Source organism: Brevibacterium picturae, from assembly GCF_900105045.1.
Lineage (GTDB): Bacteria > Actinomycetota > Actinomycetes > Actinomycetales > Brevibacteriaceae > Brevibacterium > Brevibacterium picturae.
In genome coordinates this window covers 2,239,502-2,253,041 of record NZ_LT629739.1, presented here as the reverse complement: position 1 = coordinate 2,253,041, position 13,540 = coordinate 2,239,502, and the positions used below count along the sequence as shown (strand labels likewise).

Here is a 13,540-nt window from a genome sequence, read left to right as displayed (position 1 = left end):
GACCACATGTCACACCACACCTCCCCGTTCCGGGGCGATGCACTCGCCGGTAAGCGGATCCTGATCACCGGAGGGGGCACCGGACTGGGGCGCGGCGTTGCCAAACACCTCGCCGAACACGGCGCGCACGTCCACCTCTGGGGGCGGCGAGAGACAGTGCTCGAGGAAGCCCGAGATCACGCAGCTCAGAATGCGCCCGGACAGGTCCACTTCCAAGCCGTCGACGTGAAGGACTATGCCGCCGTCGAATCCGCAGTCGATCAGATCTGGGAGAACCACGGGCCGCTGACCGGCGTCATCAACAATGCCGCGGCCAACTTCATCGCGCAGACGAAAGATCTCAGCCCCAACGGCTTCGACGCTGTCTCGTCCACTGTGATGAAAGGGTCGTTCCACACGACTCATGCCGTGGGCAAACGGTGGATCGCCGAGGAGTTGCCCGGCTCAGTGCTGTCAACCCTGACCACATGGGTCTGGACCGGCTCCGCCTACGTCGTCCCTTCGGCAATGGGGAAATCCGCTGTGCATGCCATGACGATGTCCTTGGCTGTCGAATGGGCGAAACACGGAATCCGCCTCAATGCAATCGCACCCGGCCCGATTCCCACGGACTACGCCTGGGAAATGCTCAATCCGACAGACAACTCATCGGCCGGCGCAACTCAGTCCGACTCCATACCGGCGGGACGGCCCGGCACCATGGAGGAACTTGCCAATCTTACGATTTTTCTCATGTCCGACGGTTGTGACTACCTCACCGGACAGACGATCGCAATGGACGGCGGACAGATGCTCGCCGGCCCCGGCACCTTCGCAGGACTGACATCCATGACCGATGACGACTGGGCGGAGGCCCGCGAGAAGTCCAAGGCGGCAACTGCGGCGTCGAAAACACAACGCAGCGTATAAACGCAACCTCACCAGCAGAGCCCGGGACGACCGCAATGGCGACACCGGGCTCTGCCGTCTGCGGCTTCCGCGCAAGTGTCGACAATGACAAGTGCACATAAATTATCAGTCAATAGATATTCATAATGGTCAGTCCATTATGATTTAATGGGATCACGCGCGTGGTACTTTCCCACGTGTCCGATGACGGAAGGGACAACGATGCCCCTTCACCGACAGGAGATGCCCATGACACCCATCGACTCTACGACACAACCTGGACTCAACCGTTGGTGGTTCGTCGTCACCGGCTTCCTCACCCTGCTGTTCGGCACCACCTCAGTGAATGTGCTCTTCAACATTGTCGGTGAGCCTATGAGCGCGGAATTCGGTTGGGACCGCAGCACCATCAGCAATGGCCTGTCGATCGAGACCGTGTTCGTCGGCATCAGCATTGTGGCGCTGGGCTTCCTCATCGATCGGTTCGGACCTCGACTGCCTTCGGTACCCATGGCTCTGGTCTTCGGAATCGGCCTCATGGCGATGGCGGCCCTGCCTCCGAGCAAAGTCCTGTTCTACCTGCTGTGTGTGCTGATCGGAGCGGGTGCCGGTGCTGTCAATCCGGTGGCGCATTCGACCGTCGTCAGTGCGTGGTTCAAAGACCATCGCGGCCTTGCTCTCGGCATCCTCATGGCCGGATTAGGTGCCTGCGGCGTTCTCATGCCCTACCTTGCTAACTGGGTCCTGTCATGGGGAAACTGGCGATTGACTTTTCTCATCGTCGGAGCCCTGTGCACCGTCATTCCAGCTGGCGTGTATGCGTTCGTCACCCGGATGCCCGAAACACATGATGCCAAACGTCTGGCTGCCCGCGCCCAGGGGACCACCGCCGGAGAATCACTATGGACCATCGCGAAGAAGTACCGCCAGTTCTGGTTGCTCTCCTTCTCGATCTTCCTGGTGTCATCGGCAACGTTCGGACTCATGTCCGCAGTCGTTCCAATGACCACCGATAAGGGAGTAGCCCAAGCGGCGGCCGTCACGGCGCTCTCCATTCTCAGCCTCTCATCAGTGGGCGCACGAGTGGTGACCGGATTCCTGCTGGATCGGATCTACGCCCCGATCGTGGCAGCAAGCATCTTTGCCCTCTGCGGCCTCGGCGTGTACCTGCTGATCTCCTCAAGCAGTCCTGGAGTGATCATCGTGGGTGCAGCACTCGTGGGGCTCGGGCTGGGCGCGGAAGGCGATGTGCTGGCCTACATGTGCACCCGCTACTTCCCTCAGCACTCCTACGGCCGCGTTCTCGGATTCATCTACTTCCTGTACGCGCAAGGATCCGCGTTCGGCATATTCCTCTTGGGACAGATTTTCCAGGCCGCTGGCAGCTATCAGACGGCGGTACTGCCCATCATCGGCCTGGTGATCGCCGCAATCGTCTGCCTGCTGTTCATGGGACCGTATCGCTACGCTTTGGATCACAAGGTGCTCAAGCCGTCATCAAGCAAACCGGAGGGCATTGAATCGGAACCAGATTCGGTTCCACACAACTAACCCGATACATCAATCCTCGTGAGGACAGAATCGCGTCCCAGCGGAGGGTCTGGATATCGAATGCTCTCTGAAAGTCGACCAACGAGGATCAACGGGCGGACTCTCCTCGTCGTTTTGGTGCTCCGCAGGGTGATCGCTTCGGCGATCTATCAATAACGTTCTTCGATTCGCCTGGGTGAGGACTTCATGATGCTGTCAGGCACGTCGTCTCCGATCGCTGTGTCAGGATTGAATGCATGTTCGCCGAAGCACAGCAAGCTCGAGCAGCCAGTAAATAGCGCTCCTCACGACACTGCGTCCTCGCCCTCGCGCACTTTGACGACGACCTCCGCCCACTGCACCGCGATGTCCTCGGGCGTGTCCCAATCGCCGGCGTCCTCACGTCCGTACTCCCCCACTCGCGTGGCCCCCAGTTCGGTCAGTAGCCTGTCGACGTGCTCGCTGCCCTGACTGTACGTCTCCGCATACGTCGAATCACCTCGCCCGAACATCGCGTACTGCAGCATGCTCAGGTCCGGACGGCCCGCCGACAGCGCCCTATGGAACGGTTCTGCGCTGCTGGGCATGTCTCCTTCGCCGTAGGTCGAACACACGACGAGATAGAACGCGTGGAAATCGATGGCATCGACGTCGACATCCTTCATGTTCTCCACGGAAACATCGAATCGTTTGGACAGTGCTTCCGCGATGTCGTCCGCGACGAACTCGCTCTCTCCGGATTCCGTTCCGAAGATGATGTTGATCTTCATGTCTCTCCTTAACCCATCAGTGAACCATGACCGGCCATCTCGGACCGGGGTGGCGTCCGGTCTCAGTATGATGAGCGCCAACGCATCTCGACTGGAACGGAGAATACTCGCAGCAGGAAGCCGTCGCGGCCCCCTCGGAGCCCCGCCAAAGTGCTCAGACCGATGCCACGAACGACACGCGCAATGCTCGCGAGGCGGCCTTAGGGCCCGCGCTCTATCCCATCGCTGACCACGATGAGGAGGGCGCACTACGCATCGCGAAAGACAAACTGCGAGCAGTTGGGTGCAATGTTCGAAGCCGAAAAACATACATGGGCGGTTAGGATTGCTGTTTGAACCGCCCCGCAACACCCCCTCCCCGAACCTGGCATTCCTCTGCAGCGTTGCCGCCGCCTATCCCTCCAACAGAATTTCTCGCAGAGCATCGAACACCTCGGGAGATGTACCGGCACTTTCAAGCAAGTATTCTTCGGCTGAGCCGTATTCCTTGTCGATGTGATCCCACGCAGTCACCATTGCAACTCGGGGCGTTTCGAATGCCGCCCTCACGTCTTCAACTTGGACGTTCCGCTTCGCGAAGGCTTCGCGATAGTGTTCCATTCGATTGGGCCGGTTCACTCCAGTGAGTTCGTAATCGCGAACAATCGCCTCGCGGGGCACCCCGAGAGTGTCCAGTACGAGTGCGATCGCCAGTGCCGTTCGATCCTTGCCTGCAGAGCAGTGGATCAGCAAGGGCCCGCCCTCGTTGTCGGCAATCGTCTCGACGACCGCGCCGAACTGCTTCGCCCTTCCCTCGAGCAACGTCACATAATATGCTCCGAGATCCTCACCAGAGAAAGCCGCGCTGCGACCGGTCAATACCGGCCGCAGAAGATCAGTATCGGACCCCGGAGCCCCTTCCGGAAGAGGAATCGGAATATACTTCGCATTCGTGGGTCTACTCCAGGCAGAAGGCGCGCTCTCGGCCTCTTCTTCCGCACGAAGATCGATGACCGCAGTGAGACCGATCGACGCATAGACCGCGGACTCCTCCTCCAACCACATGGCATTCGACTCGTTCGCATTGCGAAGCACCAGAGCCTCTGCTCGGTACACCCGCCGCAACGACATAGTTCGACCATCTGAAGTCGTGTGTCCACCCGCATCGCGCAGATTGCGGACGCCTGGCAGTTGGATACTCGACACTCTACTCATTGGGCGATCATCACCCTGAGAGCTCCACCACTGATCTGCTTGTCAGCGGCCTCATTGATCCTCTCGAGAGGGACCACGTCGTCGATCATCTCCTCGAGCCTCAACTGGCCGCCTCGCCACAATTCGATGAGCCGCGGAAGTTCAAATGCCATATTGCTCGAGCCGTAAAAGGTGCCACGCAGTGTCTTCTCGTCGTGGAACAACTCCACAGCAGAGAATTCGACGATGTCGTCTGCTCTTCCTGCCCCGACGACGACGACTCGCCCGCCACGCCGGACGGCGTTCCAGGTCGATCGAATCGTTCGGGATTGACCTACGGCGTCTATTCCCACATCAAAGCCGGTGGCGCTCGGCGGCGGGTATGCGTCGAATTCCTCAGGACTGAGAACCACAGTGGCTCCGAGGCGGCTGGCCAGATTGCGTCTCGATTCCTGCGGGTCGACCGCGACGATTGTAGTGGCACCTGAAATCCGGCCCCCCTGTACGGCGCTCAGCCCCACAGCCCCACAGCCGATGACGACTACACTCTCCCCGGGTGTCACCCGTGCTGCATTCAGCGCAGCACCGACACCCGTCGGCACGGCACATCCCAGCAATGCCGCCAGGTGATAGGGCAGATCCTTGGGGATCGGCAGCACTGCAGTCGCAGACACAACGGTCTCCTCGGCATACGTCGCCGTTGCCATTCCTGCTTGGACCGGGAGATTCCCGTATTGCAGATCGGCCGCTGCGATATCAATGTCTGCCGCGCGCTTGCGCTTGCTGCAGATGTAAGTCTCACCACGAACGCAGTGATAGCAGCGACCACACGGCGGCACCCACGTGAGAAGAACCCTGTCCCCGGGTTGGATGCTTGAGACAGCCGAACCCACCTCGACTATCTCACCAGCACCTTCATGACCGAGCACTGCAGGGAACTGCTGTCCGAATCCTCCAGCGGAGAGGGACAGATCTGTCTGGCAGATGCCAGCAGCCTTCAGTCGGACCACCACGTCGCCGGGACCAGGCTCGCGCCGAGTCAGTTCGGCAAGTTCGAACTTGCCACCGGGCTCCCACACCACTGCAGCTTTCATCGATTCACTCCTTCACTCTTCGCCGACGAACGGATCGCCCAAGATCGCCTTGATCTCCACGAACTCATCGAGGCCGAGCTCTCCCAGCTCTCGTCCGATACCCGACCTCTTGTAGCCCCCAAAGGGAGACACTGGCAGTTCCGGAGTCCGCACTCCGTTGACCCGTACTTGACCTGCTTTGATGCGCCGCGCAAGCCTCGCCGCGCGGCCTGGATCCCCCGACCACACCTCGGCTGACAATCCGTAGTCGGAGTCATTCGCCAGCGCTACCGCGTCTTCCTCACCGTCGTGCGCCATGACGACGAGCACAGGGCCGAACACCTCTTCGCGGGCAATTTCGGCGCTTCGGGAGACATCGGTGACAATCGCTGGAGTGAGGAAGTATCCTCTCTCCCACTGCTGCGTCTCACCTCCAGTCACGACCCGTGCACCGTCGCTGCGCGCTCTGTCGAGGAACCCTGTCACCACATCGCGCTGCGCGGCCGACGCAACCGGTCCCATCGTCGTCGCAGGATCAGATGGATCACCCACGACATACGATCCAGCCACTTCCCCGGCGATCTCCACCGCTTCATCGAGGCGAGCCCTCGGCACCAACAGACGTGTGGGTGCATTGCACTTCTGGCCTGCGTTGACGAAACAATTGCGTACGGTAGTCTGCACTGCAGTCGTCAGGTCGGCATCATCGAGCACAACGGCGGGCGACTTTCCGCCGAGCTCCAGCGCCGCACGTGCCACCTTGGACCCGGCCACTTCGCCCACATGACGACCGACCTGGAGGGATCCTGTGAACGACACGACCTCGTAGCCATCGGATTGAAGAAGCGCTTCTCCCACCACCGAGCCCTTGCCAGTGACAACGTTGAAGACACCCGGCGGTAGACCGATGGATTCACAGAGGGCCGCAAGAAACAGGGCATTCAACGGTGTGAGTTCCGCAGGCTTGAGCACCACCGAACATCCCGCCACCAGGGCGGGGGCCAATTTGGCAATGATCTGATGAACAGGGAAGTTCCATGGAGTGATCGCGACCACCACGCCGGCACCCTCCCTCACGACCGCGCTGCCGGCTGCGTCGCGTGTATCCCACGGGTACTTGCGTGCAATATCGGCATAGGAGCGGAGCACTCTGACTGGGAGATCCACCTGCCCTGTTGCTGCGTCCTTTACAGGCGTGCCGATCTCCGCACTCGTTAGCTCGCTCAACTGACTACGGTGGTCTTCCATTGCCTGCGCCAAGCGCTCGAGCATCCTTGCTCTCGCTTCGACATCCGTCGCGGCCCATACGCCGAAGCCTGCCTGCGCGGCCGCGATCGCCTCCGACGCGAAAGCTGCCGGAGCAACCGGGACAACGCCGATCACTTCCTCGGTGGCAGGGTTCACCACCTCGAATTCCGCTGCCGCTTCGGGCCTCACCCAGGTTCCGTTCACATAGAGACAGTTCGTTGGTATGACAATTTCGGCCACGTTACATCGCTTTCGTCGATCGATCTGGGGCCATTGCCGCAGGGATTCGCGTGAAATGGCTTTCACCGTCACAAATAGTGATTGACAACACGCTAGTGGACACCTAAGGTCGTGTCAATAATATGAATGCTCAGACCATAAAGCGATTTATATGCGCTCACCTGAATCCGACACAGTGTTGTGAAAGGAAAACGAGATTGTGAAAAGCACTCAGCCAAGCTCCACTGACGTCCGCCTGGAAGACGGGGTGTTCACTTTCGACCACGACCACTCCCAACCAGCTCGAGAGCTCGCCTATTTGCTGGGAGGCAAGGGCGCGGGCCTGGCTGAAATGACGAGAACACTCCAAATCCCGGTACCCCCCGGCTTCACCATCGGCCTTGGTATCAGCCAGCTGTACCGCGAAGGCGGTTGGCCCACGGGCCTCGATGCCGTCTTGTCCGATCACATGACCATGCTGGGAAGGAGTCTGGGGAGGCACCTCGGTGACCCAGTTGATCCACTCCTCGTATCTGTGAGAAGCGGAGCCCCCGTCTCGATGCCGGGGATGCTCGACACGGTCCTTAATCTCGGTCTGAATGACGAGACCGTTCTCGGATTGGTCGAATGTGCGGGAGATGAACGATTCGCATGGAACAGCTACCGGCGCTTCGCAGAGATGTTCGCTACGATCGTCAGGGGAATTCCGCCCGAAGCGCTCCCCCACGTCGACACGATCAATTCCGCCGAGGAAGCCCGCGAGAATCTTGCCAAGCTGAGAGCCGCCGTCGTTCAGGAGTCAGGTGAGGACATTCCTCAGAATCCCGAGGTACAGCTGCGTGAGACCGTACAAGCGGTATTCAGGTCGTGGGATTCACCGAGAGCCGTCGCCTACAGAGAACACGAGAACATCAGCCCTGACATCGGCACCGCTGTCAGCGTCCAATCGATGGTGTTCGGCAACCGAGGCAGCGACTCGGGAACGGGGGTGGTGTTCACCCGCAACCCCAACACCGGCGAATCGAAGCTCTACGGCGACTACCTTCCCAACGCCCAGGGTGAGGACGTCGTTTCGGGCAAAGCAATCACTATGGAAATTTCCGCACTCGGAGAGAGCCAGCCACACGTCGCCGAACAACTCGATGCGGTTCTGCGGAAGTTGGAGATCCACTATCGGGATATGTGCGATGTCGAGTTCACGGTCGAGCAGGGAAAGCTCTGGGTTCTACAGACACGAGCAGGCAAGCGCGGCGCACGAGCTGCGGCTCGCATCGCCGTCGACATGGTCGAGGACCCGGAGATAGGGCTGACGACGGCCGAGGCCGTCGAGCGAGTGCCAGCAGACCTCCGCGAGCGGGCCAAACAGGATGCAGCCGCCGATTGCCCGGCGACCGATGACTCGAGCGCCATGGCCACCGGCCTCCCCGCATCACCAGGACGTGTCACTGGGCGGGTCGTGCTGACGGCGGACGAAGCTGTCGACGCCGAGGACGATGTCATTCTGGCCCGAGACGAGACGAGCCCAGAAGACGTGATGGGCATGTCTGCATCTGTCGGCGTGCTGACTACATGCGGTGGACTTGTCAGTCATGCAGCAGTCGTTGCACGCGGCTGGGGAATTCCGGCGGTCGTCGGCGCAATGGAGCTGAATGTCGACCGCCGAGGAATTCTCAAGGATGGCGAGGTTCTGGTGGCCCCCGGCGAAGTCATCACCATCGACGGAGGCAGTGGGCAGATATGGGCCGGCGAGGTGGAGACAGAGTACGCAGCAGCGACGGACCACTCGAGAGAGATCATCCTTCTTGAGCAGTGGGCCTCCGAACTCGCCCAGTAACCCTATTGAGTCAGCTGTACACGGCGCCCTTCAGGACCGGCAGCCGACATTTGAAACATCCAGCAGATCACATCAATGGAGAGGGAAACAACATGAACCGCAAACAGGGCGAGGCCCCCACACAATCGAGCACGTTCGACGTCGTCGGCACGGGCTCGAACGTCTACGAGTCGGAGGAGCTCATTGAAGGCGTCGCGAAATGGCTCGAAACTCCTCAGGAGGTCATGGATTTCGTCTCAGAAGGCGACGTCAGCGACACCATCGTCATTGCGCGCGGTGGCACCACCACCTTTCTGACAATGGCATTGAACGCTGGCATCAAGGGCATCATCACTCTCCAGGGCGCCCCTGAGAGCCATCTGGGAATCGTCAGTCGAGAGTATGGGATCCCCGCCATCATGTCGGTGCAGTTCAAACAGGGCGTTCATACCAGCCGAGGTGAAACCATTCCTGCTGACGGTGTGCGAATTCGCATGGACGTATCCTCACGTCCGTCGGGCACGGTCAGCGTCGAAGCCGGTGCACCTCGTGAGGACAAACCGGCCGTCGAGCCGGAGCACGAGCCTCTCAGCGAGGAGCAGCAGGCCCAGATCGCGCTCCTGCTGGAGAAATTCGGCGGAGAGGTCCCTCACGGATCCGAAGGCGACACGATCATGCAGGCCGAAATGACGACTCGAGTCCTGTACGCCGATGATGATGTCAAACGAGATCTCACCCGACAAGAGGCCAACGAGGCAATCAGATATTACACCTGGAACGAATGGGATGCGCTCAGTGCTCGCGCTACGGAGGGCGAGTCCGGACTCATTCCCCGTCAGGAGTACGAGGCGATGGGAATCGCGAACTGCTGGTTCAAGCATCCCACCTGGCTGCGCACGATCGAAGATCGCATCGGCATGGACGGGATCATCGATATCGGTGCTACCGGGCGTCGAGAGATCGGCAGCAAGGTCAATATGCTTCACCTTTGGGCGCTGGCGACGGCGACGAGCTTCGGGCGCGGAATCGCTCTCGAGCTGGGCCTTCACGAGACCGACTTCCGTGCCGATCGTGTCCGCACCACATTCGGCACTGTCCGCCGACTGTACAAGGGCCTGTGGTCCGAGGGCCCGATCCTGACCTCGATGAAGGGGTATAAAGCCGAAATTCTGGAGAAATCGTGGATCGAGAGATTCACGCAGAACAGGATCGATCTCTCCGATTCGGCAACACGAGAGGCCTTTGTCCGCTTCAACGGCTCCGCTGAGCTCATGGGCTTCCTGCTGCATTTCGACAATCGCACTGGTGTATCCGACCACGGTCCGTACACGCTTCACGACGGTGGTTTCGTCCTCGTTCGCGACATCTTCCTCAATGAGCCTGCCTGGCCATGGAACAATCCGGAGTCTCCTCTCCCCTGGTCCGTCACCGTCGCGATGTTCTTCGAAGCGGGCACCCCCTTGGAGACGAAGGTCGTGGACATTTCCACTCTCTTCACGACCCCGGCAAACTACATTCCGCACATTTCCGGTGTGTCCGTGCATCAGAGGGATGCGTGGGATACTCCGATGGACGAGGTGCGCGCACTCACCCCGGAGGATATGGCACGGCTGCGGACCGAATGTGAAGAGCAGTCATCGGCTCTCTACCGCCGCATCGCAGCCATGAGCACTCGAGAGAAGGTGGAAGCCGGCGCCCTGACATATTCGACTGGCTTCGCGCTTCCCGTTGCCCGTGCCGCGGGAATGTACGACGAACTCGTCGCTGACCACGGCTTCACGACGATAGAACCGGCGCTGGAGGAAAGCTACGACACAATTGTCAGTGGAGTGGCCACCGAGTTGATTCCGCGTCTGTTCCTGACCGGGTCGTGGGGCAACCCCGTGCCGGAGACTGCGAGTGAAGTACTCTCGGTGAATGACCGATTGCGCTACCAGGTATACCACGCGATAATAGTGCGGGGATTCGCCACCGTGGATAAAATCTCCGACTGCACCGGCCTGCCCGTCGAAACCGTCACCGCAGTATTGAACGAGGCGATCAAGGCCAAACATGTCAAGCATAATGCCAAGAAAGGCCTCAACTCTCTGACAGGCATCGGCAAGGGAGCGTATAAGCTGCTGAGGCAAACAGCGGTCGACGAAGACACCAGAAGCTCGATCGCCGTCCACTACGATCGATTCCTGGAGCCGAACCGCCGGTTCAAACAGCTGACGACCGACTGGCAACAGGGCCAGACTCAAACAACGGAGAGCCGCTTCGCTTCGGTCCACGGTGAGATCACCGTTATACTTGACGGGCTCACGGTGATCGACTCTCGCTTCGATTACTACACGAAGCACTTGAGCTCTGCCGCTGATTCGTTCCGCTCCGGCGACACCGATGCGCTTGCGAAGCCGCTGACCGACTCTTATCACGACATCTGGATGGAGCTGCATGAGGATCTTCTCGCAACTCTGTCCACCACGCGAACCGGGGCCGACGGCTGAGAATCGAGAACATCCGCCCGAGAGCGAAAGGCGGGGCACCCTATCGCGAGGATGGGTGCCCCGTCGCTATTTGCCAGCAGCATTCGTTGGCCGGTGGCGAGCGTCAGCGGGAGAACTGATCGATGACACCGTAACCTGTTACCCCTTCGCACTTAATCGCCACTCCCTGCAGCGCCCGGCGATGTTGAGGGTCTGAGAGATCGAATTCGCCGAGATCACCGCTAAACCGGCGGATGCTCGGAAGTTGATCGGGGACTGTTCCGGAACGCCACTCGGGATGTGAGTATCCGATCGAATGGGGATGGATCACGCACAGTGATTCGAGGACCACGACCCGATCACGATCTGAGCCTGAGATTGCGAGTTCGGCAGTCTTCACATGATTCGTATCTTGTACATAGGAGATATCGAGGATCTTCACCCCGCCGGGAGACTGCCCGGTCCCGGCACCGACAGCGTCGACAGCAGGAGAGAGCAGCGGACACATAGCCGCATACTCTCCGTAGGGCGTGCCGTCGGCCTCCGCATGTGTCACCGCTTGGACAGCGGTCGAACCAACACTGCCTATCAGCCAGAAGAACGACGGCGATGCCGGCTTAACATCCGCGCTGTGCGCTTTCGGACCGTCCCAGATGCCCCACGAGTGGTCTCGAACGGCAGTCCAACTTTGGTCATCCATCACGATGACTCCAGCTGGTCCCGACACTGTTCCGTCCACGACGCCGCATTGGGCGTACCGCGTACGGTCCTGCACTACCCTGCGCTGCCTCGACCTCACTACGCGCTCCTCGGTGATGGCAGGACTCGTTGCGCGAAAGTCGATCGCCGCAGAGAAATCGGGGTGCCCTTCCACTATGATCTTCAGGTGCCGCATCGGCTCGAGGAACTCCAGACGCAACGGTCCGCAGCGAATGCTCTCTCGCTCTGAACCAAGCACATCGCTGATCATCAGTGACTCGTAGCATTTGCCTGTCGTCACTCCAAGCGCCGCATCAACCAGTCCCCGATTCGGATGGAGTGTGACTGTCAGCCCCACGGCCGCAGTACCGGACTTCTCGAAAAACGAAAAGTAGAAACGCTCGTATACGTTCGGGTCGCTGCTCGCCGGATGGTCGACAGGCTCACTTGTCTGGTGAATAGGATACTCGTCGAAGATCGACAGCATTCAGACCTCCTTCAGGAATTCGAGAGCACCGAGGTCCAGGACCTGCTGTGCTCCGAACGCCAACAGTCTCTTGTACATCGTATCCGTTCTGGCATCCTGCTTGACGCTGCCTGTCGGCGGAACCAGCATCAGCAGTGTGGCGAAGGCCGACCGCCGGTAGGCCTCCCATGCTCGTTCGAAGTCCCATCGCACACCATTGGCGCCCAATTCTTCGACGTGATCTCGGATCAGTTCCCGTTCATGTTGCCTCCGCAGCCGCGGATCCCACGATGTCGAGAGTAGGTAGGCCACGTCGAACATCGGCGGACCCCACCCGACGGTCTGCCAATCGAGAATGATCGCCCGACCGTCGCCCAAGAGAATATTGTCGAGTCGGTAGTCGTGGTGCGTCAGCGAGAACGGACCTGGAAGTGATCGGGCCCAATCACCGGCTCTCTCGACGAATACGTCGATGACCTCCAACTGTTCACGCTCGAATCCCCCGGACAGTCGCTTTCGCGAAGTCGACCATGACTTCTGCATGCGATCAAGAATATGAGGAATTTCTACCCCCAGCCGCTTGTGGAGCCACGGCTCTCGACTCATCTCCCCGTCAGCCCAATAGGGTGCCTGCAGGCGGGCCAGGTTCGACATCGCCCCTCGGACGGTAGAGAGCTGCGCGTTCTGCAGTTGGTTCGGCCTTTCAGTTGTACTGCTCAAGTCCTCGATCATCAGCCCGGAACGGAGTCCGTCTGATTCGATAGCACGATAAAAGCGCGGAATATCAAGCTCCAGCCGTGTCCCTAGCTGTTCGTAGAACCAGACCTCGCGTTCATACAGACCCAACTGCATGGCAGTTCGAGAGGCTGTGGGATCTTGCGACGGCAACTTGACGACGACGCTTTTCGGCCAGCGCTCCCCTCCATCCAGTGAAACACGGTACGAGTCGGCGCTTGCACCGATGCCCAGCGGCGAAATTTCACCAATCCCCGCCTCGTCGCCTAAGGCGTGCTCCAACAATCGTCGGACGTTGCTGCTCTGGCCATGACCTTCACCTTCAGAAACCACGTCAAACCTTTCGTTCAATTCTTTCGGGATCGACAAATCCCTTCGTTTCATATTAGCATATTTGGACTGACCTTTAATTTGCTACAACTATTGACACATCTGACTCATGACTGTACCTTTGGCAG

General features: G+C 59.7%; 10 protein-coding genes. 4 read left to right on the top strand and 6 right to left on the bottom strand.

The genetic code is table 11. The annotated features are described in order from the left end of the window. The first annotated feature begins 6 nt into the window (after positions 1-6). Together BLT92_RS10525 and BLT92_RS10520 are read left to right on the top strand one after the other, a co-directional pair. Positions 7-909, top strand: a complete 903-nt coding sequence (locus tag BLT92_RS10525; protein WP_092105465.1) for an SDR family oxidoreductase — start codon at positions 7-9, stop codon at positions 907-909. Positions 910-1,137: 228 nt separating this feature from the next. After that, on the top strand, positions 1,138-2,439 hold the full coding sequence (locus tag BLT92_RS10520; protein WP_172802585.1) for an MFS transporter: 1,302 nt from the start codon (positions 1,138-1,140) through the stop codon (positions 2,437-2,439). Between the two features lie 284 nt (positions 2,440-2,723). On the opposite strand, the gene BLT92_RS10515 is transcribed toward BLT92_RS10520, so the two are convergent. The 4 genes from BLT92_RS10515 to BLT92_RS10500 form a co-directional block, all read right to left on the bottom strand. Then, positions 2,724-3,188, bottom strand: a complete 465-nt coding sequence (locus tag BLT92_RS10515; RefSeq protein ID WP_092105463.1) for a flavodoxin domain-containing protein — start codon at positions 3,186-3,188, stop codon at positions 2,724-2,726. A gap of 393 nt (positions 3,189-3,581) precedes the next feature. Next, positions 3,582-4,382, bottom strand: coding sequence for a tyrosine-protein phosphatase (locus tag BLT92_RS10510; RefSeq protein WP_092105462.1), 801 nt, complete (start codon positions 4,380-4,382; stop codon positions 3,582-3,584). Continuing rightward, complete coding sequence (locus tag BLT92_RS10505; protein ID WP_092105460.1) at positions 4,379-5,455, bottom strand: alcohol dehydrogenase catalytic domain-containing protein; 1,077 nt, start codon at positions 5,453-5,455, stop codon at positions 4,379-4,381. Before BLT92_RS10505 ends, BLT92_RS10510 begins: the two co-directional genes overlap by 4 nt. A 12-nt stretch (positions 5,456-5,467) precedes the next feature. Then, positions 5,468-6,994 (bottom strand): aldehyde dehydrogenase family protein, encoded by a 1,527-nt coding sequence (locus tag BLT92_RS10500; protein ID WP_197679598.1) that lies wholly within the window; start codon positions 6,992-6,994, stop codon positions 5,468-5,470. Positions 6,995-7,253: 259 nt separating this feature from the next. Between BLT92_RS10500 and BLT92_RS10495 the strand changes: the two genes are divergently transcribed. Both BLT92_RS10495 and BLT92_RS10490 read left to right on the top strand, forming a co-directional pair. Beyond that, entirely contained in the window at positions 7,254-8,735 is a 1,482-nt protein-coding gene (locus tag BLT92_RS10495) for a PEP/pyruvate-binding domain-containing protein (protein WP_092109116.1), read from the top strand. Positions 8,736-8,827: 92 nt separating this feature from the next. Then, a complete protein-coding gene (locus tag BLT92_RS10490; protein ID WP_092105457.1) occupies positions 8,828-11,203 on the top strand; it encodes a PEP-utilizing enzyme in 2,376 nt (791 codons plus the stop codon). Positions 11,204-11,306: 103 nt separating this feature from the next. Here the strand turns inward: BLT92_RS10490 and BLT92_RS20615 are convergent, their stop codons facing one another. Further along, the gene (locus BLT92_RS20615; RefSeq protein WP_172802584.1) at positions 11,307-11,882 is read right to left on the bottom strand and encodes a hypothetical protein; all 576 of its coding nucleotides are present in this window, start codon (positions 11,880-11,882) and stop codon (positions 11,307-11,309) included. Between the two features lie 486 nt (positions 11,883-12,368). Further along, on the bottom strand, positions 12,369-13,466 hold the full coding sequence (locus BLT92_RS10480) for a phosphotransferase family protein (RefSeq protein WP_092105453.1): 1,098 nt from the start codon (positions 13,464-13,466) through the stop codon (positions 12,369-12,371). Positions 13,467-13,540: the final 74 nt, after the last annotated feature.